The following is a 26,545-nucleotide window of genomic DNA, read 5'->3' as shown; positions in this document are numbered from 1 at the left end:
GGATAGGCCATATGGAGGTTATTATGAAAAAAATTGCTGTACTACAGGATTTATCATCTTTTGGAAAATGTTCATTAACAGCTGCAATTCCGGTTCTTTCGGTCATGGGCGTGCAGGCATGCCCTTTACCAACGGCCATATTGACTGCGCAAACCGGATATCCAAGTTTTTTTTGTGAAGATTTTACATCCAAAATGAAAAACTTCATAGAAGAATGGAGCAAGCTTAATGTAACCTTTGATGGAATCTATACCGGCTTCGTTACTGGTGAAGAGCAAATTAATAATATTTTCCATTTTTTAGATAAATTTTATACAAAAGAAACCATTTTACTTGTTGATCCAGTAATGGGGGATATAGGGGAAGTCTATAAACTTTTTACCGATGAATTACTGGTACTTATGAGAGAACTGGTGAAGCGTGCAGATGTCATTACACCAAATGTTACAGAGTGCTGTTTATTAACCGGATTGCCTTATGAAAAGCTGCATAGCTATTCTAACGAAGAGGACTATATTAAAGCGATAGAAGAAGCAGGGAATATGTTGCAGCAAGAAACGGGAGCTCAGGTTATCATCACTGGAATGAATCCACCGTCAGCAGATTCAGAGAAGCAGTTTATCGGAAATATGTATTTGGACGGAAGTAGAACCTTTTATAGTGCGACGCAGTATAACGGTGAAAGCTATTCAGGTACTGGTGATTTATTTGCATCTGTGATTATGGGAAGCATGATGCGTGGAGAGAACCTAGAAAAATCCGTACAGCTCGCAGTGGCATTCCTGACAGAGGCTATCAATGATTCCTCCTTGGAGCAAATTCCTAAAGTAGAAGGAGTTAACTTCGAAAAATATTTACGAATGTTATTATGAATCCTTTAAAAAATGGAAAAAATAGAGTAACAAAAGCTGGGCTTTTTGACTAACCGAGCTTTTTGTATAAATCAAATAGTACTTATGTTTTTGCCGAATATTGTAAAAAATCACTTAAATAATAAGGAAACTTTCTATTTACCTTACAACAGCCAGTTTTTATGTTCGTTAAAGTTTGAAAATATTTAACTTCCATAGACCTTTACAAAGATTAAGAAAAATTACTTGAAGAAAAAACAATATTATCTACAATCGAGGAATTAGAAGCTCTATTTCCTGATAAGAATAGATCAGAAATTATAAAGAAAATGCGTCAATTAGGTTGCTTAGAATTAAAAAACGCAAAAATTCCATGGAGTGCAAAAACAAATAAAGAAGATAGACCGCCTTGTAAAATTACTTATGCTAATGAGCCTAATATGGAATTAATGGCTAAAGCATTCACTCACCTATATTATGAACTATTTAAAAAGGGTAAACTTAACGATAAACCTTGGCTTGAAGAGGAATGAAAAAAGCTAAGGAATATACCTCAGCTCAGTTAAGGGGAATTAATAAAGAAAGAAAAGCTAGTGATAATAATATTTTTTACAATAAATTTCCTGTTTATACAAAAGACCGCCAGTAATTGCTATTGGTGGTTTTCTTCAGTTTGAACTAATTCAATTTCAAATAAATCTTCTATAGATATATCTAATGCTCTGGATATTAAAACTCCAGTTGACTACATCTGTGAATACAGGGTGATCAACTAATGAATAACAGATATCTTCCTTCCATTACTCTCGCCAATGATGTCCTCCAAGAAATTATCACAGCCACTGAGTTAGAGATTACCGAGTTAAAGAAGCACTTGATAAATACGATAGGAAAGGTAATAAAGAAGCTGCAAAAGTCACGGTGGAAGTGTTATTCGCTACAATGAGGAAGCTAACATATTATGAGAAAATGCAAAAGAATCTTCCTAAACGTGGCAGGCAAGGGGAAATTCATAACTTTGGAATACCAGAACGTGAAGTTGTATGAAAACAAGTTCTATAAGAAAAGAGCCTAAGTAGCAGTATTTACTTAGGCTCATGATAAGCATGCATTTCTAAAAAATATATTTAACTTCTTAATTGAAAATAGGAATTAGAAAAAATAAACAAACTGTAGAAACTACTAACAAAAGTTAGTAGTTAGATTTAAGAGTATTAATAGTATTTTAAGGTCTAAAATTGATCACATACTGCTCACATTTTTGCTCACAAAACTCTGGCTATTATCAACTTTTATTTATGATTTTTTCGATTAGTATTTGCAAATCATCCGGCTTATGAAACTCAATCGGCGAAACGCCTTTATCGAATTCTAATGTATTGGATTCTATCATCAATACATATTTCCCATTAATCTTTCCTAAATGGATGCTTTCGCCAAAATCGGCTAGCAGTCCTTTGACGGATGTACTGCCAAGCTTCATTCGCATTTCGGCTTCAGGTGTATGCTCGACAATCTGGGTTGTGGCTTCGACGACTTGGTGCGTTTCAAGGCGTTCCTGGATTTCCCGCTTTTCACTGGTTTCCCAGATTTCCAGGTCCTGTTCGAATTTCTGCAGTTCGTCACTGTTTTCTTCGAATTGAGCGGATACATGCTCATGGACCATGTGGATGACCTGGTTTTTCATGATTTCCGGCATCGATTCGCCATATTCGACGAACTTCAAAAAGTCCTCGAAGTAGCGGGCATGTAAGGGAGAAACGTTAGAAATAGCGTAAACTAACATATAGTTCCGCATTTCGAAGTAACGAAAGATTGGGTTGTACCTAGCGAATCAACTGCTACAAAGGCAAGTGGTTCTGATAAAAACACCTCTAATGCTGCTATTGTACCTTATCCAGGTAAAGTGATAAAGATTGGAATCAAAAGGAAAAAATGTAGGGCGTATTCAGCATGCGTTAAAAATCGAAGCTGATGATAGATATTAAGGTGAGGAAACAAAAGCAGCAGTGGAAGCTTATCAGAAGCGAAAAGGGTTAGTTGCTGACGGACTCCTCTAAAACCTTTACGTATCCTTTAATATCTATAATTAAATGGTCATGACGTTTCCCAACCATTTCTGCAAATTCACTACTATCTACCAGCAATTGTCCATTTTGATTTATAGCCCATCATTCATTTACCATTACCATTTCCCTTTTTTTCGTAAATCCGAAGGCTTCAGCTTTACATCTCCTCAGGTTTTCTTAGGCGGACTTTGTGTTAAGCAAATAATGATGTATAATGAACACGTTTTTAACACTTTGAAAAAGAGGGTATGAAAATCATGGAAACTATTTCCGATATATTACAGAAACCGGAAACGGATAATGAAATACTCTTTATAGGAAATACCGAAGATGAGATTTTGTTTGTGAATAGTAAAATCAAATTTTTGGGTGAAGGAAATCGGGTAATTATTGAACGTGGGGCCGAATTTAAAAATGCAACGCTAAATTTTAATGGCAATAACTCGCTCATAATCATTGGGAAATCCAATCACAATGCAACGATGAGAGTCAATGTTTGGAATGACAATACATTTTTCCTAGGTCGCAACTATTCATTTAATGGAGCAGCGAGATTTATTCTCTCTGAGCAAAAGAATCTATTCATCGGTGATGATAATATGTTTTCAAGTAATGTAGTCGTTCGTTTGGCAGATCCACATTTGATTTACGATGGAACAACTCGAAAACGGATTAACACAACAAAGAGTGTGTACTTAGGTGACCACATTTGGATTGGGCAGGACGTCATGATTCTAAAAGGAGTAGAAGTTGGAACAGGTTCAATTTTAGGTGCAAAGTCACTCGTGACAAAATCGCTCCCATCAAATGTATCAGCTGCAGGAAGTCCTGCACGTGTGGTGCGGAAAAATGTTTTTTGGGCACGTCCGTCTGTCCATGCATATACTGAAAAAGAAACGGAAAAATCACAAAAATTCCCAGATGGGCGTTTTGTCTATACGCTAAAAGGCTCAACAGCAAAACATTTTGCAAAAATTGAAGAACAGCTAAATACCGCAACTTCTGTAGAGGAGAAGACTGACATATTAACGCCTTATCTTGATGTAACAAGTAAGAATCGTTTCTTTCTTCCTGTGCCTCCTGAGAAAAAGAAAACATTTCTCGATCGAGCGTTTCGCAAATGAAGTAAGAAGTAAATGAATGAATTTATCTCAAAAAATAAATCAAAACTCTGAGTTGCTTTCGTTATTCTTTTTTATAAACGTTGGGACTTTCTTTTAAAGCCACAGAAAATTATTTGTATTAAAATTTTTGGGCAATGATAATAAGGTAGCAGAGTATGTAAAACAAATAGAAGAAAAGATTAAAAGTAGAAAATCCCAAATGGTAGCTAAGAATGATGGATACAGGAATAATTGTAAGAATTTTTAAAATGCATTTCAAGGGGGTTAGTTTCTTATTGTCTTTTTTAGGGTTGTTCCTTTTCTACAAAGGAGAATTAGCAATGGGAACAACGTTGAAGAAGGAACAACTGAATAACTTATTGTTTAGTTATAAACGAAAAGACAGTAAGCAAAGATAAGCTTACTGTCTTTTTAATTTTTAAGTATACTTCATTAAGGAAACCCTTATTAACATGTTTTAGAGCATAAATTTAATCACAAATATGATCACACAAACTATTACAAACGGTTTAATGGCACTGTTTCAATGATCACAACTCTGATCACAAATCATCACCATTCCTTTAAACCTTCCTACTAATCTTCTCCACAATCTCCATCAAATCATCCGGCTTATGAAATTCAATCGGCGAAACGCCTTTATCGAACTCTATTGTATTGGATTCTATCATCAATACATACTTCCCATTAATCTTTCCTAAATGAATGCTTTCGCCAAAATCGGCTAATAGTCCTTTGACGGATGTACTGCCAAGCTTCATTCGCATTTCGGCTTCAGGTGTATGCTCGACAATCTGGGCTGTGGCTTCGACGACCTGATGGGTTTCAAGGCGTTCCTGGATTTCCCGCTTTTCACTGGTTTCCCAGATTTCCAGGTCCTGTTCGAATTTGTGCAATTCGTCACTGTTTTCTTCGAATTGAGCGGATACATGTTCATGAACCATATGGATAACCTGGTTTTTCATGATTTCAGGCATCGATTCGCCATATTCGACGAACTTCAAGAAGTCCTCGAAGTAGCGGGCATGTGAGGCCTGGTGGATTTTAAGTTCGCCTTCTTCGACCATACCTTCTTCGGGCATGTATGGGTATTGGATGGATTTCATATTTTTAGTGGTGATTGCCATTTCAACGTGCCTAATCAAGGTCCGTTCATCCGAAATGGAAGCAACTTTCGGCTCGAAATCACATTTTAATAAGAAAACGAATGGTTCATCAAGATATTTCGTTAATTTTGCGGATGCGATTATGAAGACACCGCCACGGACGGCACTTGTATCAATATAAGACCGTGTGAATTGTTCATTTTCCTCTTGGAATTCCTGTTTTGTTTTTGCATATCGAACACGGTTAAATACATTGTAATTAGGGTTGGAATCAAGTGCATGTCCTTCTTCGACAATAAAAGAACCAATTTTGGTCGGTATTTGTTCAGTTTTTGGATGACGGTCGACTTTTCGTTTGGAAATCTTCATCAATTCCCCATCCAAAAAATCCTTTAGAGGACTTTCTTCGTATTCTTCAGTATCAAGAGTTTGGAAATGTTTAAAACGCTTATCAGCCTGATCGCCTTTTCCTTCGACTTGGATTAAGTAAAAAGACAGATAGGTAATTGCAAAATCCATGAATGTCACCTTCTTCAATTATTAAGCATAATTCCCGTACTTTTTTTAAGACTTAATAAGTATAGTGATGTACTTTGATTCCGTCAAACTATTGGTGCATGAATGATCAGAATAATATTGGAGTATTATTTCATAATAATACATACACAAAAATAACGAATGATCCAATATTGGATTAAAAATATTAGAACTTTTACAAGAAAAAATTAATCGAAATACTCTAATAGCTTACTTTATTGATATTAAAATAATAAATTATTAATCCTTATTTGTTAAATATTGATATTCCTGTTGAATATTAAGGATTCCCTTCCAAAAAAAATTCAAAAAACAGAATTTTACAATAATAAATCATTGACGAAGGAAGGGGTAATACGTATAATTTGAAAGTCAGACAATTCAGGAATTGTAGAAATTTGTCGAAATTTCTTCGATATAAATGGTAAGTGAATTTATTTGTCTGTAGTTTTCAGAATAGTTTATAAAATTTACGGGGGAAAAAACATGAGTATTTTTAGGAAGAAGTCCATTGAGGACTTGTTGAAAAACGCAGGTTCCGGCGGTAAGGGATTGAAACGGGAACTAGGGGCTTGGGATTTAACGATGCTAGGAATCGGAGCGATTATTGGGACAGGCATATTTGTATTAACAGGTACTGGTGCAGTGAATGCTGGTCCTGCACTTTCATTATCTTTCGTCATTGCTGGGCTTGCCTGTTTATTCGCTGCACTTTCTTATGCAGAATTTGCAGCTTCCGTGCCGGTATCCGGTTCGACTTATACGTATGCTTATGCAACTTTAGGCGAATTCGCCGCTTGGATAATCGGATGGGATTTGATTCTTGAATACTTATTGGCTGTTAGTGCCGTATCGGCCGGGTGGTCGGGCTATTTCCAATCATTTTTAAGTGGATTCGGAATTAACTTTCCAGAGAAATTGACGGCGGCACCGGGTTCGGTCGAAGGTGTCACGACTTATATGAACTTGCCGGCCTTTTTGATCGTCATGGCGATAACCTTTTTGATTTCCATAGGTACGAAACAAACGACTAGAATCAATAATATCATGGTCGTTATTAAAGTGTTGGTAGTGTTGTTGTTCATCGTTTCTTCTATTTATTATGTGAAACCGGAAAACTGGCAGCCATTCATGCCATTTGGTATCGATGGAGTATTTTCAACTGCCGCCTTAATGTTCTTTGCCTTCATCGGCTTTGATGCAGTTGCATCTGCGGCTGAAGAAACAAGAAATCCAGGTAGGAATTTACCACGGGGAATTCTCGGTTCATTAGTCATTTGTGTGGTGCTTTATATGGCGGTAAGTTTGATAATGACTGGTGTAGTACCGTATGCACAATTCAGCCAGGCTCTTGACCATCCGATCTCTTTGGTCTTGCAAAGCGCAGGACAAAATTGGGTTGCAGGAATCATCGATCTAGGTGCATTCCTCGGGATGACAACGGTGATTTTGGTAATGTTGTATGGCCAAACGCGAATTATGTTTGCGATGTCACGTGATGGGCTGATGCCAAAATCCTTATCAAAACTTCATAAAAAATATAAAACACCTTATGCAGCTTCATGGATATTTGGTATGATAGCGGCCCTATTGGGAGCATTCATACCTCTTGGTGAATTGGCAGAGTTGGTCAACATGGGAACATTGACTGCTTTTACGATGATTTCCGTAGCGGTTATCGTTTTACGTAAAACAAGACCGGATATGAAACGAGCTTTTTATTGTCCGGCAGTACCGCTCGTTCCTGGCCTGGCAATCGTTTTTTGTGTATTCTTGATGATTCAGCTAGGGAGTCATACGTGGATAAGGTTTTTAATCTGGATGGCTATCGGAGTAGTCATTTACTTCGCTTATTCCCGTAAGCATTCCAATCTTAACCAGCAGGAAAAAGATCATTGAAAAAGACACTTTTTGAGCGTTTCAGTTTAACGACTAAGGGAGTTAGGAAGGCTATCTCCCCGAACCAAGATTTTAAATGAAAACTTGGTTATCATTCATGTTTTTTTGTTTTTCGCTAGCCAGTTATTCAGCAGGAGTGTCACTAGCTTATTCAAGTGTTCGAATTGAGTCCAACCTATAGTTTTTTCTTAAAAATATATTCCAGTTTATTGGAACGGAAGGTACGAGACTCCTACGGGAAAAGAGCGTCCAATTAAGACCCCACAGGCGCCAAGAGCGCCGAGGGCGGACCGCCCGCGTAAAGCGAGTGCCCTACGTTCCAATCAACGTTCATATTCTACACTCTCTCAAAAAAAGTATACGGTCTGAGACACTCTCTGGAGTGTCTTTTTTGTTTGGACATAAATCGTTCATAAGTCTTGAGTGAAGGAAGAAAATTTCTCAAAGTGAATTAAGATTAACAAACTTTATGTCGAAATAGTATATATGGGTTAAAAAATGGGGGGGCAATTCAATCATGAAAAGAATATGGAGAAATAAACAAAAGATAGATTCTATAGACTATATGCAATATAAAGAACACGTCGGTATCAATATCAGGGAATATTCGAGTGTATTGAATCAAGTGGACATGATTCATTTGACCATCGAGGATTTGTGCATAATTCGTTCTTTACAGGAACAAGTGAAGGGACATTTGACAAAAATTGTAGGGAACTTTTATAAAAATCTAGAAAATGAACCCTCTTTAATGAAAATCATTAAGGACAATGGTTCTGTTGATAGGTTGAAAAAGACACTGCATCGTCATATGTTCGAAATGTTTAGCGGAACCATTGATGATGCGTATATTAAACAGCGTTATATTATCGCACAAGTACATGTGCGAATTGGACTTCAGCCAAAGTGGTATATGAGTGCATTTCAGGATTTATTGCAATCATTGATCATTCATGTGATTTCCAACATAAAAAATATTGAGCAATATCAAGATAACATTCTGGCTGTCACTAAAATTTTTAATTTAGAGCAGCAAATAGTTTTAGAGGCATATGAACTTGAAAATGAGAAGATTCGCCAAAAAGACTTAGCAGAAAAAGAGACGATGAAACTACAGGTCAATCATAATGCAGAGGAATTGGCAGCAATCAGTCAAGAGACCAGTTCAGCAACTCAATTAATGGCAAATAAGGTAGGGGAAATTCATGATTTCACCCAAAAGGGGTCCGAGATCGCCATACATGCAGAGGGAAAGTCAAATGAGGGAGTCGAACTGTTACAGGGATTAGAGAAAAGATTGGTGAAAACGCAGGAGCAAATGACGATCATTTCAAAAGATATGGAGCAGCTTTCCAATACTTCAAAGGAAATTGAACGAATTGTCACGATCATCACTTCAATTGCCGAGCAAACGAATTTGTTGGCGTTGAACGCAGCGATCGAAGCGGCAAGAGCTGGTGAAAATGGTAAAGGATTTGCGGTTGTGGCTGGTGAGGTAAGGAAGCTATCGGAAAATACCAAGGACTCGGTATCTGAAGTAGTGAAATTGGTTAATGGAATCGCTCATTTTACCAACGTCATGAACACGTCAATTTCCATGGTTAGCGGGGAAATTACTAAAGGCACGAAACAAGGAAAAGAAACGGGCATATTTTTTACTGATATAGCAAAGGCCATGCTTTCAGTTAAAGAGCAGAATATTAAGATCACCAAGGAAATGACAGAGTTGAATGATATATTCGATGAAATTAATGAAGCGTTCAATCAAGTGGCCGTTTCCTCGGATCAATTGACTCAATTGACAATGAACTTGTAATGAAGTTGAACGGTTTTACAGAACCGTTTTTGGGGCTCATTTGTATTTTAATAAACAACTCGATAGAATATTTCTAAAAACCCCCAAAGCGGTCTATAAAATATGAACAAACTATAAATAGGGATTTAAATCACTTCCCAATGGATGCCGTTAACAGGCTGCTCAATAAATCACTTGATAAAATATAAGTTTAATGTTATATTAATAAAGCGATGAGCTAATTTGTGTAAGTCGAAGAACAAGCTTTTAGCTAAACGTCGGGATGTGGCCTGACGGTTCTGCGCCACAAACGCATCAAAGACGCCTGCTGCGTGCAGGCGTCTTTTTCATTTTATCGTTTCTTTTTTTGCAGCTTGTACGTCATCTTTGAATTCCTCTTGTATTTCTTCTGTTATTCCCTTGGTTGCATCTTTAAATTCCCTAAGTGAGGTGCCGACTGCCCGTCCGATTTGAGGCAGTTTGTTCGGTCCAAAAACAATTAAAGCTAAAAGAAGGATTAAAATTAAACCGGGAAAACCAATGTTTGATAGCATAATCAGTCACTCCAATCAAATCTATTAGTTAATATTATAGACTCCTTCCATGTATTTGCAAATGGTATTTAGAATATATTATAGTGTTGAACATCCGATGATCTTTGGAAGACAAACGCTTTCAATTCCGTCTCCATTTTATCTTGCACATTCTATCTTAAAATATTTACTTACCCAAGTATGATATTCCCTAAAAAGATATCAATGAAAGTGGGGGACGGATAGTGTAATCAGAGTGCCATTTAACGTTTTGGGCATGAAACTAATTTGGCTGGACCAGCTTAATGTCCGGCATGAAATTTTTTTGTTGCATGGGAATGATTAAACTTGCAAGTTTGAAGATATTTCGGTATTATAACTATACAAGCTGCGTTGTTCGTAATGATAATTAAGTTTTAACCTTTAAGCTGTAATAGGGAGTTTTATATTGAAACAGGAATGTTATGCCTCGTCACTGACTTGGACAACAGGATTGCTTCTGCAAACACCCACTTTGAGGAGTGGTGGTTTAAAACTTTCTTACTTGAATACGGCAATAGCGGCTTACTACTTTAATAATTAAAAACCAGTCCGATAAGGGACTGGTTTTTTGTTGTTTTATGGTTTGGAACGTTGAAGATCCGTATAAAAAAAGATGATATCCAGAAATTGCGAATACAATGTTAGTAACGGGGTTATGTGAAGGCTTCAAGAATTATGAATAATATGTGAAAGTTTTTATTGAAATATCAGATAATTAGCATTTATAATAACAATTAGATAACTCAGTTCACTATTTGTATAAAAAATGTGAGTCGAATATTTTTTGAATGATTACGTAAGCGCTATCATTTGGATGGAATTATTGCAGTCACCTAGAGAGGAGAAAGATTTTATGGCTAAAATTAATACGACCGAGGTAATTAGCAATAGTAAATTTAACCGCTTTCATTTAGGATTGCTGGCATGGTGTTTTATCATTATCCTTTTTGACGGCTATGCCTTGTCGTTTACGGAACAGTCGTCCCGTTATTGACAGAGGAATGGAACCTTACTTCCGTGGAAGCTGGGGCTATGGGCAGCTACGGTCTATTTGGAATGTTGTTCGGGGCCATCTTCTTTGGTACATTAGCAGATCGGATTGGCAGGAAAAACGTAATCGCGATTACACTTATTTTATTTAGTTTATTTACGCTTTTATGTGGATTTGCGGATACGCCTACGATGTTTTCGACTTTCCGGTTCCTGGCGGGATTAGGGCTTGGGGGCATCATGCCGAACGTCATTGCCTTATTGACGGATTATGCACCGAAAACGATGCGGAGCATGGTCGTTTCAATCGTTTTGTGCGGTTACTCATTCGGAGGGATGCTTGCGCCGATACTGGGCATCCTGGTTATGCCGACGCTGGGTTGGGAATCAATATTCTGGTTTGCCGGAATACCATTGTTATTTTTACCCTTCATGATGAAACGTTTACCAGAGGCTTCGACCCATCTTATCAGAATCAACAAAAAGGAAGAACTGATCAGAATATTATCCAAGGTAAGTCCGGAAAGTGAATTCGACATCAAGGACGAACTTGTGGAAGTGAAAAAAACAGAAGCCAATATGCCGATTGTTGGATTGTTTAAGGATTCCCGTACTCTTAGCACATTGATGTTTTGGATCGCCTTTTTCATGTGCTTATTGATGGTATATGGATTGAATACATGGCTTCCAAAGCTAATGATCGAGGCAGGGTATGCGTTGAATTCAAGCTTAGGTTTCTTGATCGTCCTTCAAGGCGGCGCTATCGTAGGCACGCTTATCATCGCTAAACTTTGTGATCGTTATGGTTCCAAGAAAATGCTTGTGCCGTTGTATGCGCTTGGTGCTGTAAGTTTGACGCTATTGGGAATGGGAGGAAGCTCATTTCTGATTTACACATTGGTAGCGATTGCAGGAGCCTGTACCATTGGTGCCCAAAACCTTGTACAAGCCTATGTTTCCCAGTACTATCCGCCGAATATTAGATCGACTGCACTAGGGGTGGCATCTGGTATCGGAAGGATTGGCGGTATGCTCGGGCCCATACTCGGCGGATTTTTATTATCCATCTCGCTGCCCATCCAATTGAATTTCATCGCCTTCGCCATTCCGGGTCTCATTGCTGCAGTTGCCTTATCATTCGTTCCAGTGAAAATGGCTTATTATAAACATGATCACTCGGAACCAACTGAAGAAATGGGCGTAGAAGCCAATAAAATGAAAGTCTTGTGAACTACATGCATGAAATGCAGTGCTTGGATACCTATGCTGTCATTTCATGCCTATTTGTTTTTTTAGTCTTTTTTGCCATAAATGAAATGGAAAATTGACAAGAATAGCGTAAAGGTTTTCCAGAAATTGTTTGGCGTGACCTACTTTTGAGAAAAGTTGCTTAAATGTTCATAATTTCGCAATATGAGTCACTCTTACTTTAAAGAATAAATGTTAGAATGATGGTACGGATAATTAATACTCCCTTGAAGTGGAGCGAACTAGAAATTAATCTCATCTTTTGTGAGGAGTCAATACTTTGAAAATTTTAAAACATGTAATTTTTTGGTTATGCATTATAGGGACTTTATTCTCTATGATTTATTTCTTTGTAGCGGACATTCCGTTATATGTTAAATTGTTAGGCGGAGCCATCATCCTTTATCTTGGTTATGATCTAATAACAGAATCAAGGAAAAGAAAGCGTAAAGATGCCTTGGAAGCTTAAAACTATATTAGGTAAAAGCCCTCTTTTGCTTAGAGGGCTCAGACTGTAGTCAAACTCGAACTGCCCCGTAAATGTTAGACACCAAACTAACATTTACGGGGTGTTTTTTATGGCTAATTTTTCTGCCGAACAGAAAATATTCATTACACGACTTTACCTTGAAGGAAAGCACAGCTATATGGATCTTCAAAAAATATTTGAAGTTTCGTATCAAATGATTCAAGGATGGGTTCGTTTATACCAAATTCAAGGAGCCGATGGATTTAAGAAATCCTATATAAGTTATTCTACGGAGTTTAAAATGGATGTACTTAATTATATGAATGAAACGGGTATATCTTCTTACGACGCAGCCGCAAGGTTTAATATTTCATCTCCAGCGCTAATTCGGACGTGGAGAATAAATGTTAATGCCTATGAATTAGATGCCCTAATTTCTAAGAAAAAGGGGAGACCATCCATGAAAAAAGATATCAATCCATCCAAACAAATTGAAGGTTCGGTTAAAGAGCTTGAAGAACGAATTAAACAACTAGAAATGGAGAATGCGTATTTAAAAAAGTTAAATACTTTAGTTCAAATGCAGGAAAAATTACAACCCAAATCAAAGCGCAAGTAATTTATGAACTAAAGTCCTTTTATGAGGTTGTGGCCTTAATTAAAGTCGCTGATATTCCACGTAGCACGTACTATTATTGGGAAAAACGCTTGAATCGAGAAGATAAGTATTCGAAGGTAAAAGGCACTAATCAGTCTATCTATCATGAACATAAAGGACGTTACGGTTATCGTCGTATCACAAAAGAGTTAAAAAAATATGGGGTTTCTCACAATCCAAAGACCATCAACCGCCTCATGAATGAAATGGCCGTAAAATGTTTAGTCCGTATGAAAAAGTATCGTTCGTATAAGGGGCGTGTTGGTCGAATTGCCCCCCATATTTTACAACGTGATTTTCAAGCCGAGAAAATAAATCAAAAATGGGTAACAGACGTAACGGAATTTCATTTATTTGGGGAGAAACGTTACCTATCCCTATCCTTGATTTATGTAATGTTGAAATTATTGCCTACAAAGTGATGAAACACCCTGTTTATAAACTTGTTGGAGATATGTTAGATGAGGCGATTAAACACCTAAAACCAGAAGATACGGTCATCCTCCATTCGGATCAAGGGTGGCATTATCAAATGAAGAAGCATCAAAAAACCTTAAAAGATTCCCGCATTATACAAAGCATGCCCCGTAAGGGAAATTGTTTAGATAACGCAGTCATTGAAAACTTTTTTGGCTTGTTAAAGTCTGAATTGCTTTATCTCCAAGAGTTTGAAAGTATGGAGCACTTTGAAAAGGAATTAGATGATTATATTCATTACTATAACCACAAACGAATGAAGGTAAAATTAAAAGACCTGAGTCCGATAGAATACCGAACTCAGGTCTTAGAAGCTGCTTAAATTATATGTCTAACTTTATTGGGTCAGATCAAGTTTGTCTACAGTCTGATTAAAGGGTCTTATGCCCTTTAATTCTTTTACTGTCTAGGGCCCCATATAATCACTGAAACACCGATCAAACAGATTACAGCTCCAATCCAATCATATAAATCAGGGGTTTTCTTATCGATGCCCCACCCCCATAAAACAGAAAGAACAATGAATACCCCGCCATATGCAGCATATACACGGCCAAAGGTAGGGAACGTTTGAAATGTTGCAATGATGCCGTATAACACCAACCCGAAACCTCCGACTAAACCTAGAAAAACGGATTTACCTTCTCTTAACCAAAGCCAAATAAGGTAACCGCCGCCAATTTCCGCCAGACCAGCCATAACGAAAATTACAATAGTAACCAACATATATGTATACCTCGCTTCCTCGTTGAAATTTTATCATAGATGAAACGGTAAATGATCATACTTTACAGTGTTGTTAGTAAATTAACTGGGCATCACCGTTAATGCATGAATATGATTGTTCATTTAATTTCGTTTTAGTATGATGAGGTTGAAAAATATTGCTGAATATTCTGACTTATTATTGACTTTTTAAAACGCTGTGTGTATCATTCTCTATTAAGTGGTACTGACGTTGTGATGAGTTGGTGTAAAGGCAATAAAAACAACTTCAATCTAATAGAAGGAGGTAAATAAATAGCGGAAGTGTCATTACGTATAGAGGATTGGTAAAACATACAACTGATTTCCGATGACGTTAATAAACTATTGTTCGAAAGAGACAAGAGAAAATTTTGCGTGTAAATATGTTAATAGTGTAGAAACGTTAGTACTTCTTAATCACTATTTTAATTTTTGAATAACTCATTAAAGGAGGCATTTTTATGGTTCAGGTGGATCTCTTGATAACGAACGCAAACGTTTTGACATTAGATGAAAAAAGTCGCATTGGAGGTTCTGTAGCAGTAAGTAATGGAATCATCATCGGAATCTGGCCTGAAGCGGAACCACCTCGCACGTCCATTGAATATAACAGCCGGACACAAGTTATCGATTTAAAAGGCGCAACATTGCTTCCGGGCTTTATCGACACCCACAACCATTTATTGATGTACTCCCAGTTTCGAAAGCAAGCAAACTGTAGCTCGCCCCTAAACCAAACCATTGAAGATATACAAGCCCGCCTTCTTTCCATGGCTAAACAAACTGAAAAAGAGAATTGGATTTTGGGTTTTGGGTATGATGATACTCTTTTAAAAGAAAAAAGGCATCCAACCCGTGCTGAATTGGATGCAGTTGTACCTGATCATCCCGTTTTCATCAGGCATGTATCCGCACACTTCGGAGTGGTTAATTCTGCAGCCCTTAAAATGGCAGGAATGGATGAAACTGTTTTGGACCCTCCAGGTGGACATCTAGGCAGGGATGGTTCAGGGCAACTGAATGGTATTTTATATGAGCTGCCTGCCATGAATATGGTTGAAAAGAAGATTCCGGCACCGTCTTTGGATTTATTGGTTTCATTATTAAGCGAGGGCTCGAAGGATTACTTAGAAACAGGGATCACTACAAATACTGACGCCGGTGTAGGGTTGAATATGGGCATAGTTGAACTGGAAGCCCATCTTAAAGCAATCGCGGAAAGAAAAAATCCATTGCGAATGCGCTTAATGGTCATGCACAATCTCCTGCGGGAAGGAAATGAATTAGGAAAATATACTGCTACTGAACTTAATCTGGAAATTATTGAAAAGTCCTGCGGTCGTGCTCGTCTTGATAGTGCTAAGTTGTTTCAAGATGGGTCAATTCAAGGATTAACAGCGGCATTGCGGCAGCCATACCATTGTAATCCTGGTGTTTCCGGAGACTTATTACACGAACAAAATGAATTTAATGAAGAAATTCTTGATTTAAACAAAAGGGGGTTTCGCATAACAACGCATGGAAACGGGGATAGGGCCATTGGCTCCATATTAGATGCTTATGAATTTGCACTGAAAAAAAATCCTCGCATCGATCACCGCCACCGAATTGAACATTTGCAAACCGTGACTAAATCCGATTTAGAACGAATGAAAAAGCTTGGCGTAGCAGGTTCATTTTTCATTAATCATGTTTATTATTGGGGGGACAGGCATAAAAAACTTTTTCTTGGGCCTGAAAGAGCCAACAGTATAAACCCCTTAAGAGACGCACTTCTAAATAACTTGCTATTTACTGTGCATTCCGATTGTCCAGTAACACCTATCTCACCGTTATTTTCAGTTTGGGCTGCAGTTAATCGCATGACGATGGGAGGGGAAGTATTAGGGCCTGAACAAAGGATAGACGTTGAGAGTGCACTGCGCTCAATGACGATATGGGGGGCAGAACTTAATTTTGACGAAAAGAATACCGGAAGTATCGAAATCGGAAAGAGAGCGGACTTCGTTATTCTTTCAGAAGATCCATTGAAGGTCGACCCATTGGAAATTAAGGATATTCCAGTTCTTGCCACTATCGTGAATGGTCAGGTTGTATACCAGAAGGATTGGAGTTTAATATATTGAAAATTGTTGTTAAACTTAGGAAATTATGCGATAGGAACGCATCATTAATAACCTTATAAAAGGAAAGGTGGAGAATTATGTCCCGCCGAAAATTAGCTGGTATATTCATAGGTGTGATCATTCCATTTATAGCCATTGTTGGTATCATCCCTTTTATTGCGAAACTTGATTTCAGTGTAATGGGAATACCTATCCTTTATTTTTGGGTGTTTTTATGGTTTCCGCTAACTAGCCTTTGTCTTTGTATATCTTGGCATATTTATGATCGTCATCAATATAAAAATGAAAAGATGGGGTAGATGAGGAGGAATGGATAATGGCGGCGATTGTGTTTGGATCTATTATACTCTTATCAATTGGAATAGCATTGAACAGTCGGGGTGGTAAAGGGAAAGTTGATGTTGAGGAATATTTAGTCGGGGGCCGATCATTCAGTGGAATATTACTATTCTTCCTCGCAGTAGGTGAAATTTATAGTATAGGGACAATGATTGGATTTCCAGGAGGAATATACGCCAAAGGTCCGGGATATGGCATCTGGTTTCTAGGTTATATACTTCTTGCTTACCCCATTGGATATTATTTGGGCCCTTTAATGTGGAGAGCCGGGAAAAAATACGGGGCAATGACACTGCCGGATATTTTCAAAGGGCATTATTCCCATAGAGGATTGGAACTGGTAGTGGCAATTTCCGCATTGCTCTTCATGATTCCTTGGGGACAGCTGCAATTTGAGGGACTTGTCGTTGCGCTTAACGCCTTGGGGTTTAATTTATCGCCGACACTGTCAGTCATTGTTTCAGGGTGTTTAGCCTTTATTTATATATCGATATCAGGTGTGAAAGCTCCAGCACTCATTTCTGTCCTTAAAGATATAATCATGCTTCTAGCGATCATAATCACCGGGTTAGTGGTTATAAAAGAAATTAACGGAGTGTCAAACCTATTCAATTTGGCTAAGCAACATGGAGCGATGGTTACGATAGATAAATCGGAAGATGTCGTTTTCAGCATGACCACTATATTTTTTCAAGCATTAGCCTTCTATTGCATGCCGATCATCGTTGCTGTCGTATTCACTAGTAAGTCAGAAGGTACGATTAAGCGAACGCAAAGATTTATGCCCTTGTACATGTTGATGTATCCCTTTCTCATACTAGCTTCATATTTTGCTCTTGTTTCAATCCCTGATTTAGACAATCCAAACCATGCCTTCATGGCAACAGTGACAAGCATCCTTCCTCCTTGGGCAGTTGGTTTAGTGGCTGCTGGGGCAGCTCTCTCGGGCATTTTAGTACTTGCCGTAACTAGTTTGGCGGTTGGAGGTTTAGTTTCCAGGAATTTATTAAGTAATGTTCCTGAAAAATCTCAAAGAAAATGGGTCCAAATTATTGTTCTTCTCTATCTGTTGTGTTCGATGGGGTTAACATTGCTGGCGCCGAGCTTGATGCTGAACTTGATCAACACAGCGTATTATGGTTTTGGGCAATTCCTGCCTGGATTATTATCGATTTTCTTTTTCCGCTCCATAAGACCTGCAGGTATTGCAGCGGGCCTCATTACAGGGGATCTGTTCGCCATAGGAATGCATCTTGCTCAGATGAATTTCTTGAATATTAATATAGGCTTAATTGCTTTATTGATAAACTTCACAGTTGCTTATGCCATCAGTATGTATTTGAAAAGAAAACAGAAAGCCCAGACCGCTTTTGAAGAACCAATTGCCTGCAATAGTATTGAATTAGAAGAAACCTATCCAAAAAACTCTGTTATTGTCGATTAATATTTCTTACGATAAGGTGCATTCAGATTTAATTCAACCATACATTATTGTAATAGGCTTAAATCCGTTAAATATCCAGAAAAAAAGACCAGTTTTTTTACCTCTAACTTGGGTTGCAATACAGATGCAAAGGGTACTATACCTAAATAGGAATATAGTAATCTAGTTGAGGAGTTGCAGCCATGAAATCCCGATCATTTGCATACATGTTAGCGCTATTTCATTCAAGTATTGTCGGCCTATCTTTTTTATTCACGAAAATGGCGATTGCTGAATCGAATCCGCTTGATACTTTGGCGTTCCGGTTCACGATTTCTTTCGCCATCATTTTATTCCTGGTCGCCGTAAAAGTCATAAAGGTGAACTATTCTTGGGAGTCGGTTAAAAATCTTGTACCGCTTTCCCTATTATTCCCAACTCTTTTCTTTGCCTTTCAAACTTTCGGACTTAAGTATTCGCAATCCACCGATGCTGGAATTCTGTCAGCCGTCACTCCAATTCTAACATTGATGATAGCTGGATACTTCCTTAAGGAGAAAACATCTTTATATCAAAAACTTTCGATTGTCTTGTCGGTAGTTGGGGTCATTTTTATTTTTGTGATGAAAGGGAGCAGCATCAATTTTTCTGACATGCTTGGGATGGTATTGATCCTGCTATCCTGTATTGCAACTGCTTGTTATACAACGATGACCCGTTCACTTGCCAGGAACCATACACCAGGTGAAATGTCCTTTTTCATGATGGGAACAGGCTTTGTCATTTTTAATGCAGCTGCACTCGTTACCCATTTAAAACAAGGTACGATGGCGGAATTCTTTACACCATGGTCGAGCATGGAATTCATCAGTTCCATTTTGTATTTGGGAATATTGGCTTCATTGGTCACTTCATTATTATCCAATACGATTTTATCAAAAATAAAAGCGTCGCAAATGAGTGTGTTTGCCAATCTTTCCACTGTTGTCACGATTGCGGCAGGAGCTCTCATTCTAAATGAAAAGCTTACGATCTATGATATATTGGGTTCGATACTAATCATTTTAGGTGTAATAGGCACCAATTATTTTGGCGTGAAGAAAGAGCATTCAATAAAAGTGAATCTTGAGTATAATGAAGGGAAAATGTAAATGAAAAAGGTCCATCCCAATATGGTTGGACCTTTCGACTGTAGACAAACTCGATGAAAATCGAGTTTGTCTACAGTTTTTTTGGCTTGTATAAATTTGGACGTTGATTGGAACGTAGGGCACTCGCTTTCCGCGGGCGGTCAGGGAGCCTCCTCGGCTTTCGCCTGCGGGTTATCCCCTAGACGCGCTTTTCACGCAGGAGTCTCGTACACCCGCTCCAATCAACTTAGATATAACATTTAGATAGAAACCAGACCTGAAGGGGGAAGGTATTGCTTGGGTCATTTGGTTCGGGAACATCATTTGATGAATGATACGTTTTCCGAACCCCATTTTTCATTTCCACCATCTTGTTTGAGGGAAATCCGTCGAACCAAGCACTACCGGTTCGCCTATTTGAGGTGTGCAGACCTGGAGACCCAGGTCATTGGCCGCTTTTGTTACCCGTTCTATCGGATCTGTCCAGTCATGAAAAGACAATGTGAAACCTGCCCAATGAATGGGGATCATACGTTTTCCTTGTACATCGATGTGTGCTTGAACAGTTTCTTCCGGAATCATATGGATGGTTGACCAACGTTCATCATATTGGCCGCATTCCATTAAAGTTAAATCAAATGGACCGTATTTTTCGCCGATTTCTTTAAAATGGCTGCCATAACCACTATCGCCGCTGAAATATACCTTTTCTTGTTTTCCTTTAATTATCCAAGAACACCAAAGTGTCGTATTGCCATCGCCTAAACTTCTACCAGAAAAATGCCTTGCAGGTGTACAAATAAATTGCAAGTCCTTGAATGAAGCTTCATCCCACCAATTATGTTCCTGAATCAGTTCTTGTTTAACGCCCCATCTTTCTAGATGTCCACCGACACCGAGTGGGACAATGAACTTGTTGACCTTATCTTTTAATTTCTTTATCGAGAAATAATCCAAATGATCGTAGTGATCATGTGAAAGCAGGACGGCATCGATAGGAGGAAGCATATCGATATCAAAAGGCAGCTCCCCGCTAAAGCGCTTGTTCCCGAACCATGGAAAGGGAGTGGGTGCTTTGCCAAACATGGGATCCACTAAAATGGTTTTCCCATCTAACTCCAACATGAATGCAGAATGACCAAACCAGGTGATTTTATTGGAATTCTTAGAAGCGGGTTCTTTTGTTCCAATTACAATGGGACTGTCGGGCCTCCTCTTTGGATTAGGTTTTATGAAATCACGTAAAATGGAACCAGTATGCTTAAGACTCATCGCTTGACTGGCAGGAATCTGATTTTGGAATTTCCCTTTGGCAAAATTCTCTTTAGTAGTGAAACTTCTTACTTTTTCTTTGTTTGTCCGTCTTCCAAGCGGAGGATAGAGGTTAAGGAAAAGTAACAAGAGTATAAAAGTAGAAATGAGGATCTTAATAATTTTCATCATGATAGCTTCCTCCAATAGTAATCATAGCTTTTATTTATACATATCATATCATAGAATTTATACGGTTATTTACTATGATGTCCCATAAGATAAATGATAAAGATATCTGTAAAATCACATTGGGTGGAGTGTTTTTTCTTGTGGCAAATGTTTAAGTTTCACCCGTCTCAGGCAGGGAATAGAGGTATATATAATGAATAATATAGAGGACGGGATAAGGAATGTAGCAGCTGAATGGTAGGGGGATAAATCGATTGTTAATGTTTTTCAGAGTCTTTGTATGGGTAGTATTTATTGCATTATTAGCCTATGTCATTCTTTCTTGGAAATATAAAGAGAAGGTTAGTAAAAGGATTGAAGCGATTCGAAAAACCTGGTATATCATTTTTATACTGGGAGCACTGATTTATTGGAATTTCTATCCGATGAGCATTTTTAATGAGTGGGAAAATTTCTTGATAATGGCTATCGTATTCATCCTGATTGATATGTTTGTGTTCTTGAGCATGTATATATCGAAGATTGGCGATAACGAGCTATCCTATGCAACAAAAGCCGTTGCGGAAAGTGATAAACTATTAACGGATAATAGGGAAAAGGTCAAGAATATGTTCCATCTCCTAAAGAAAGAAGGAATACCTGAGTATTATCAAACGAATAAGGAATACTTGGCTTATTTGAGCATTCTCCTTCAAGCATATGCAGCAAAGGAAGGGATGAACGTGAAAATTCTTCCTTTCAAAACCGAACAGGACAAGCAGTCGGTGATAAATGGGGTTCCGAACTTGAATGGCAGTACCATTCGTGCTACATTGGAAAGAGAAGATACGTATTATAATGATGAAGAAAAAATGGCTCTGCAGCCTGTTAGTATTTTGATGGAACCCTATATCCTTGACGTTAAATCAGAAAGCTTCGTTTCAGAAGTCGATTGTTTATTGATAGCATTATTAATCATGATGTTCGATATGGTCATAAAACAAAAACCAGGTGGTGAAGGATAAATGAGCATTTATGATAAAGCTGGCAACGACGTGTCGGTTGCCGTAATCAAACCACAGGTTAAAATACCCGATGTAGGTTTAAGTCCCCACACTAAAAAAGTGATGAAACAGAACGAACGCATCATTCTGAAACAAAAAGAAAAAGCTGCACGCTTCAGCCGGTTAAAAAGTGTTTTATGAAAAGGAAGGGGTTTTTCCTTTCCTTATGATATTTAATGGTTAACCCGCATATACTATTCAAAATCAAAGAATAGGAAGGGTCTTTCAGAATATGAACAAAAAGCCCGAGAGAGTTAACATCCCGGTCCCCTCCGCTTCACCATCCGAGAAACGGATACATAAGGCAAATGCCGACCTGCTCAAGCTTTTGCAAAGGCTGAAAGCGAAACGTTGGATTTTTTTAAGGTGAAAGAAGGCCAGTCTCCTAAGGAGAACTGGTTTTTTTATTTTTTACATGATCACTCAGGGTGGAAGTATTGAATATTTTTCCGTCCAGCCTCTTTGGCCATATACATGGAACGGTCCGCTTTTTTCAAAAGTGAGTCCATTTCCGTACCATGATGAGGATAAAAGCTAATCCCTATGCTAGCTGATATAAAATGATCAATTCCATTAATGGTAATGGGCATGGTGGATAAACGGTTCAATAATAATTCAGCGTTTTGCTGAGTGCTTTTCATTAAATCCTCACAATGCGAAGGATTTAATAATACAATGAATTCATCACCACCGATTCGAGCCACCTGACTGCCTTCGGGGACGGTTTGCAAAAAACATTCGGCAGCCTTTTTGATGACGCCGTCACCAGTATCATGTCCAAAGGAATCATTAAAAAATTTAAAATGGTCAAGATCGATGTAAAGAAGGGCCATTTCATCGTTCGTTTTATCTTGATGATAATCAAAATAATTATAAATGAAGTTCCGATTATAAAGACCTGATAAAGGATCCCTGATAATCCCTTTTTCAAGATTAATGGCATGACTAATCAAAGCTGCCATAGACTTAATGAGGGTTAGGTCATATTCTTTAAAAACATGAGGATTAATGTCGAATGCACATAATGTACCAATGATTTCACCCTCATTTATAAGGGGAGCTCCCATAAAACACCCATTCCCGATAAACCTCGTTGCAGGGTGGTCACTAGTCAATTCATGTTTCCCCAAATTCGGGATAACGAGTGGTTCCAAGCCATTCTCAACAACTAATTTACAATAAGCCATATTATAAGGAAGGATGTCACCTTCACAAATTAACTTTGCATTTCTATTGAAGGACTTGATCATGAAACTCTGGATGGGATTCACTATAGAAAGGAAAAATGTATTGACCTCAATGGTTTGAGCTAATAGTGCTAATACTTCTTTAGCGATGGAATCAAAATTTTTATAATAGTTGATATCTTGCTGAATCATTCCCAGGCTCCTTTTTTTATCTATATTCTTTTTAGGTTTTCTGATGATATTCCTTATACACAAAGCAAAGACACAAAAGCGTAATCTGAATATCGTGACAGTTGCACGGATTTCCTCTAAACTCAATTAAGGGGTTGGAATTGTATTATGGATGAATCATGTAATCGCGAAAGTTGAAAAATGGACCTTTACTTTATTTTCGGCTTTTTTTATTATCATTAAATTCTCCTGATTATAAAACGATTCTGGCCAAGGCTGGGTATCTCTTCATAATCCATAAATTCTAATCAGTATTTATAGCATTATACTGTAAATGAAATGGTGAGAGTAACTTTAATGTGCATATTTGGCATATTTTTGATATTTACCTTGGAAAGTAAAGCAACCGGGCATTTTTGCATCCTCTCATGATAACGGAGCTCATGAATTTAAATGATAAAACGAATGTACCAAGCTCATTTTAAACAAAAATTTGGGGAGGATAAAAGGAAGTAATAAAGTACATATTGGATAATTCAAAAGGGGATCACTATGGGAAAATTAGAAAGTATATATCCTATTGCTATAGAGAATACAAAAGAAAAAATCATCCAGGATATTGATTTTTATTTAGAGAATCAAGAGACAATGCCTTCTTATTCAGCATATATATCAGACAGGACGACTTTTATTGAGCAAATTTGGATTAATGTTTGGATAAATAAAGCATCAAATGATGTGCCCAGAAAGGAAAAAAAGGCTTTTTTAAGCGAAAGGGGATTTGTAACGGAAGGTTCAGACCATAAGCTGATCAATAGCATGTTCCGGAACGAATTAAAGAAGTATCGCCCATTTGATGGCTTAACGTGGATTAAAAAAACCTTTGCCGACAGTCAAGAGGATTGGGAGAAGAGATATAAAAATGCAAGGGAGAAATTCTTTAGGCGACAAGAAGAACAGCGGCTTGCCAAACAGCGTTGGAAAATACGCACAAGGCTGCAAGAAGAAGCCAATTCATTTTTCGAAAATAACTCACTTCTTTTATATTTGCATGTCAGGTACTATATTGCCGGTATTATGGCAAAAGATCTGAAGAATAAGCCTAAATTCCAATATGTCGATCCGTACTTGCTTGAAGAACAATTAGTTGAAGAGGGCGGTTTTCAAGCTGCCGAATACCTAATGGTCACTGACTTTTTCGAAGAGCTGACAGGCGATATCCATTCGTTAATCGGTTGGGGCCGGAACCGTTATGAATATGAAAATTACTACTACAGGTATGAAAGGTTAGTTTCGGATTTCATAATGAAATTAGCCCCTGACAAATACTTGAACCATCTATCTGCCGACCTGCATCATGATTTTTTGGAGTTATATGGGGAAAGGCTGACGGACGATGCCCTTCAAGGTATACTAAGCGATGAATTGGCCGATTTGTCTCAGTCCTGTTTTGATGAGCTTCAGGAAGAATACCTTTCTGATTTACTGAAGCTTGAAGGAATTCCTTTTAATGAAATATTGCACGAAGAAATATTTGAAAAAGACGTGGAGAACAGAGAAAGAAGAAAAGCTGAAGTATTGGCGGAAGAAGCCAGGAAGCGGGCAGAAGAGCAAAGGATGATCGATGACATCATCGGTAAGGCCTATACTCCATCATTGGGAAAAAAAGTTAAATATGTTTTGCATATAGGTGAGACCAATACAGGGAAGACGCATAAGGCCCTGGAAAAAATGAAACAAGCGGAAAGCGGCATGTACCTGGCTCCACTTAGACTCCTTGCACTGGAAGTGTTTGATAAATTAAATGCGGATGGTGTACCTTGCTCATTAAAAACCGGTGAAGAAGAAAAGGCTATTGAGGGTGCGAAACATGTCTCCAGTACCGTTGAAATGTTTCATGAAAAAGACTACCATGAAGTAATCGTCATAGATGAAGCCCAAATGATTGCCGATAAAGATCGAGGCTTTTCTTGGTTTAGGGCAATTACGCAAGCTAATGCGAATGAAGTACACATAATCGGGAGCAATAATATCAAAAAGATGCTTCTGAACCTTCTGAATGAAGCCGATTTAGAACTTCACGAATACAGACGGGAAATACCGCTTGAGGTGGAACAAAGGGAGTTTGGACTGAAGTATACCAAAAAAGGGGATGCCCTCATTTGTTTTTCTAGAAGGCAGGTACTGGAAACAGCATCCCGGCTTAAAGAGAGTGGACATAATGTCAGCATGATATACGGCAGTATGCCTCCTGAAAATAGAAAACGGCAAATAGAATTATTCAATCGCGGTGAAACATCAGTTGTCGTTGCCACCGATGCGATTGGAATGGGATTGAACTTGCCAATACGCCGCATCGTCTTTCTTGAAAATGAAAAATTCGACGGGACACGAAGAAGAAGATTGACTTCTCAAGAAATCAAGCAAATCGCAGGCCGAGCGGGTAGAAAAGGGATTTATGACACGGGGAAGGTAGCATTTACAGCAGAAATCAAAATCATGAATAAGTTGCTGGAACAGGTAGATGAGCCAGTTCAAACCTTCACAATCGCCCCAACCTCTGCTGTATTTGAACGTTTTCAAAAATATTACCGGAACCTGGGGACATTTTTCGAAATGTGGGAGAGGTTTGAGCCTCCTAAAGGCACGAAAAAGGCTTCGCTATCGGAAGAAAGGGAGCTTTACGAACTGATACGGGATACAGAAATCGAAGCTCGTTTTTCTTTAATGGATTTATATGGTTTTCTGCATATTCCTTTTTCGGCAAAAGAACCAAGTCTGATCAGACAGTGGCTGGAAACGGTCGAAGCGATTGCCGAGAACAGTGACCTTCCTGAACCGATCATAAAGACAAGGAATCTTGAGGAATTGGAGCTATCTTATAAAGCGATAGGTCTTCATTTATTATTTTTATATCGGATGGGTAAGCGTACGGAAGCTGTTTATTGGGAGCGTATCCGTGAAGAAATCAGTGATGGTGTTCATGATCAGTTAAAAGATGAAATGTTGAATTATCAAAAAAAATGCAAGCGCTGTGGAAAAAGGCTGCCTGATGACTCACGTTTTCAAATATGTGACGCTTGTTATCATAGAGGGATTAGAAAGACGCACAGATTCAATTAAACGAATTCTTTTGAT

Annotated in this window: 22 protein-coding genes, 1 other RNA gene and 3 pseudogenes; 19 read left to right on the top strand and 7 right to left on the bottom strand. The window is 38.1% G+C overall.

Annotation, left to right across the window (positions count from 1 at the left end):
• The first annotated feature begins 23 nt into the window (after nt 1–23).
• From ACFX4H_RS06660 to ACFX4H_RS06650, 3 genes are all read left to right on the top strand, one after another.
• Nucleotides 24–872 carry a pyridoxamine kinase gene (locus ACFX4H_RS06660; RefSeq protein WP_377434674.1) on the top strand — a complete coding sequence of 283 codons (849 nt, stop codon included), beginning with the start codon at nt 24–26 and terminating at the stop codon, nt 870–872.
• 308 nt (nt 873–1,180) lie between these two features.
• Nucleotides 1,181–1,384 (top strand): hypothetical protein, encoded by a 204-nt coding sequence (locus tag ACFX4H_RS06655; RefSeq protein ID WP_377434671.1) that lies wholly within the window; start codon nt 1,181–1,183, stop codon nt 1,382–1,384.
• Between the two features lie 242 nt (nt 1,385–1,626).
• The gene (locus ACFX4H_RS06650; protein ID WP_156319538.1) at nt 1,627–1,797 is read left to right on the top strand and encodes a hypothetical protein; all 171 of its coding nucleotides are present in this window, start codon (nt 1,627–1,629) and stop codon (nt 1,795–1,797) included.
• Between the two features lie 339 nt (nt 1,798–2,136).
• Here ACFX4H_RS06650 and ACFX4H_RS06645 read toward each other — a convergent pair.
• Nucleotides 2,137–2,601 (bottom strand): annotated as a pseudogene (locus ACFX4H_RS06645) (DUF3898 domain-containing protein); the annotation flags it as partial.
• A 259-nt stretch (nt 2,602–2,860) separates the two neighbouring features.
• Between ACFX4H_RS06645 and ACFX4H_RS06640 the strand changes: the two are divergent.
• Nucleotides 2,861–2,911, top strand: coding sequence for a hypothetical protein (locus ACFX4H_RS06640; protein WP_152607985.1), 51 nt, complete (start codon nt 2,861–2,863; stop codon nt 2,909–2,911).
• Here ACFX4H_RS06640 and ACFX4H_RS06635 read toward each other — a convergent pair.
• Nucleotides 2,909–3,016 (bottom strand): annotated as a pseudogene (locus tag ACFX4H_RS06635) (Rha family transcriptional regulator); the annotation flags it as partial. The gene ACFX4H_RS06640 and the pseudogene ACFX4H_RS06635 sit on opposite strands and share 3 nt — an antisense overlap.
• A 152-nt stretch (nt 3,017–3,168) precedes the next feature.
• On the opposite strand from ACFX4H_RS06635, the gene ACFX4H_RS06630 reads away from it, so the two are divergent.
• Complete coding sequence (locus ACFX4H_RS06630) at nt 3,169–4,044, top strand: acyltransferase (RefSeq protein ID WP_034312123.1); 876 nt, start codon at nt 3,169–3,171, stop codon at nt 4,042–4,044.
• A 563-nt stretch (nt 4,045–4,607) separates the two neighbouring features.
• Here the strand turns inward: ACFX4H_RS06630 and ACFX4H_RS06625 are convergent.
• The gene (locus tag ACFX4H_RS06625) at nt 4,608–5,669 is read right to left on the bottom strand and encodes a DUF3900 domain-containing protein (protein WP_063593481.1); all 1,062 of its coding nucleotides are present in this window, start codon (nt 5,667–5,669) and stop codon (nt 4,608–4,610) included.
• Nucleotides 5,670–6,173: 504 nt separating this feature from the next.
• On the opposite strand from ACFX4H_RS06625, the gene bcaP reads away from it, so the two are divergent.
• The gene (bcaP, locus tag ACFX4H_RS06620; RefSeq protein ID WP_377434667.1) at nt 6,174–7,586 is read left to right on the top strand and encodes a branched-chain amino acid transporter BcaP; all 1,413 of its coding nucleotides are present in this window, start codon (nt 6,174–6,176) and stop codon (nt 7,584–7,586) included.
• A 517-nt stretch (nt 7,587–8,103) separates the two neighbouring features.
• On the top strand, nt 8,104–9,402 hold the full coding sequence (locus ACFX4H_RS06615) for a protoglobin domain-containing protein (RefSeq protein ID WP_377434664.1): 1,299 nt from the start codon (nt 8,104–8,106) through the stop codon (nt 9,400–9,402).
• Between the two features lie 326 nt (nt 9,403–9,728).
• Here the strand turns inward: ACFX4H_RS06615 and tatA are convergent, their stop codons facing one another.
• Entirely contained in the window at nt 9,729–9,935 is a 207-nt protein-coding gene (gene tatA / locus ACFX4H_RS06610; RefSeq protein ID WP_034312109.1) for a twin-arginine translocase TatA/TatE family subunit, read from the bottom strand.
• Nucleotides 9,936–10,296: 361 nt separating this feature from the next.
• Between tatA and ssrS the strand changes: the two genes are divergently transcribed.
• The 5 genes and pseudogenes from ssrS to ACFX4H_RS06585 all read left to right on the top strand — a co-directional run bounded on the left by ssrS (nt 10,297) and on the right by ACFX4H_RS06585 (nt 14,120).
• Nucleotides 10,297–10,484: non-coding RNA, 6S RNA (ssrS, locus tag ACFX4H_RS06605), on the top strand.
• A gap of 325 nt (nt 10,485–10,809) precedes the next feature.
• Entirely contained in the window at nt 10,810–10,950 is a 141-nt protein-coding gene (locus ACFX4H_RS06600; protein ID WP_377434661.1) for a hypothetical protein, read from the top strand.
• A 23-nt stretch (nt 10,951–10,973) separates the two neighbouring features.
• A complete protein-coding gene (locus ACFX4H_RS06595; protein ID WP_377434766.1) occupies nt 10,974–12,176 on the top strand; it encodes an MFS transporter in 1,203 nt (400 codons plus the stop codon).
• A gap of 298 nt (nt 12,177–12,474) precedes the next feature.
• Nucleotides 12,475–12,663 carry a hypothetical protein gene (locus ACFX4H_RS06590; RefSeq protein WP_034312104.1) on the top strand — a complete coding sequence of 63 codons (189 nt, stop codon included), beginning with the start codon at nt 12,475–12,477 and terminating at the stop codon, nt 12,661–12,663.
• Nucleotides 12,664–12,772: 109 nt separating this feature from the next.
• Nucleotides 12,773–14,120 (top strand): annotated as a pseudogene (locus ACFX4H_RS06585) (IS3 family transposase).
• Between the two features lie 77 nt (nt 14,121–14,197).
• Here ACFX4H_RS06585 and ACFX4H_RS06580 read toward each other — a convergent pair.
• The gene (locus tag ACFX4H_RS06580) at nt 14,198–14,524 is read right to left on the bottom strand and encodes a YnfA family protein (RefSeq protein WP_377434658.1); all 327 of its coding nucleotides are present in this window, start codon (nt 14,522–14,524) and stop codon (nt 14,198–14,200) included.
• A gap of 482 nt (nt 14,525–15,006) precedes the next feature.
• On the opposite strand from ACFX4H_RS06580, the gene ACFX4H_RS06575 reads away from it, so the two are divergent.
• The 4 genes from ACFX4H_RS06575 (at nt 15,007) to ACFX4H_RS06560 (ending at nt 19,584) form a co-directional block, all read left to right on the top strand.
• The gene (locus tag ACFX4H_RS06575) at nt 15,007–16,671 is read left to right on the top strand and encodes an amidohydrolase (RefSeq protein ID WP_063591188.1); all 1,665 of its coding nucleotides are present in this window, start codon (nt 15,007–15,009) and stop codon (nt 16,669–16,671) included.
• A 77-nt stretch (nt 16,672–16,748) separates the two neighbouring features.
• Nucleotides 16,749–16,970 (top strand): DUF3311 domain-containing protein, encoded by a 222-nt coding sequence (locus tag ACFX4H_RS06570; protein ID WP_034312093.1) that lies wholly within the window; start codon nt 16,749–16,751, stop codon nt 16,968–16,970.
• A 17-nt stretch (nt 16,971–16,987) separates the two neighbouring features.
• Nucleotides 16,988–18,454 (top strand): sodium:solute symporter family protein, encoded by a 1,467-nt coding sequence (locus ACFX4H_RS06565; RefSeq protein ID WP_377434655.1) that lies wholly within the window; start codon nt 16,988–16,990, stop codon nt 18,452–18,454.
• Between the two features lie 182 nt (nt 18,455–18,636).
• Nucleotides 18,637–19,584, top strand: a complete 948-nt coding sequence (locus tag ACFX4H_RS06560) for a DMT family transporter (RefSeq protein WP_098184880.1) — start codon at nt 18,637–18,639, stop codon at nt 19,582–19,584.
• A gap of 336 nt (nt 19,585–19,920) precedes the next feature.
• On the opposite strand, the gene ACFX4H_RS06555 is transcribed toward ACFX4H_RS06560, so the two are convergent.
• Complete coding sequence (locus ACFX4H_RS06555; RefSeq protein ID WP_377434652.1) at nt 19,921–21,006, bottom strand: MBL fold metallo-hydrolase; 1,086 nt, start codon at nt 21,004–21,006, stop codon at nt 19,921–19,923.
• Nucleotides 21,007–21,266: 260 nt separating this feature from the next.
• On the opposite strand from ACFX4H_RS06555, the gene ACFX4H_RS06550 reads away from it, so the two are divergent.
• Both ACFX4H_RS06550 and ACFX4H_RS06545 read left to right on the top strand, forming a co-directional pair.
• The gene (locus tag ACFX4H_RS06550; RefSeq protein WP_223255799.1) at nt 21,267–22,010 is read left to right on the top strand and encodes a type II toxin-antitoxin system SpoIISA family toxin; all 744 of its coding nucleotides are present in this window, start codon (nt 21,267–21,269) and stop codon (nt 22,008–22,010) included.
• Entirely contained in the window at nt 22,011–22,190 is a 180-nt protein-coding gene (locus ACFX4H_RS06545) for a hypothetical protein (RefSeq protein WP_034312075.1), read from the top strand. It abuts the gene before it with no gap.
• Between the two features lie 278 nt (nt 22,191–22,468).
• Here the strand turns inward: ACFX4H_RS06545 and ACFX4H_RS06540 are convergent, their stop codons facing one another.
• Nucleotides 22,469–23,428, bottom strand: a complete 960-nt coding sequence (locus ACFX4H_RS06540; protein WP_377434650.1) for a sensor domain-containing diguanylate cyclase — start codon at nt 23,426–23,428, stop codon at nt 22,469–22,471.
• 531 nt (nt 23,429–23,959) lie between these two features.
• On the opposite strand from ACFX4H_RS06540, the gene ACFX4H_RS06535 reads away from it, so the two are divergent.
• Nucleotides 23,960–26,530: a helicase-related protein gene (locus ACFX4H_RS06535; RefSeq protein WP_377434648.1), complete on the top strand. Its 2,571-nt coding sequence runs from the start codon at nt 23,960–23,962 to the stop codon at nt 26,528–26,530.
• Nucleotides 26,531–26,545 lie beyond the last annotated feature (15 nt).

The organism is Peribacillus sp. YIM B13477, from assembly GCF_042787955.1.
Taxonomy (GTDB): domain Bacteria; phylum Bacillota; class Bacilli; order Bacillales; family DSM-1321; genus Peribacillus; species Peribacillus frigoritolerans.
This window is presented reverse-complemented; position numbering and strand designations above follow the sequence as displayed.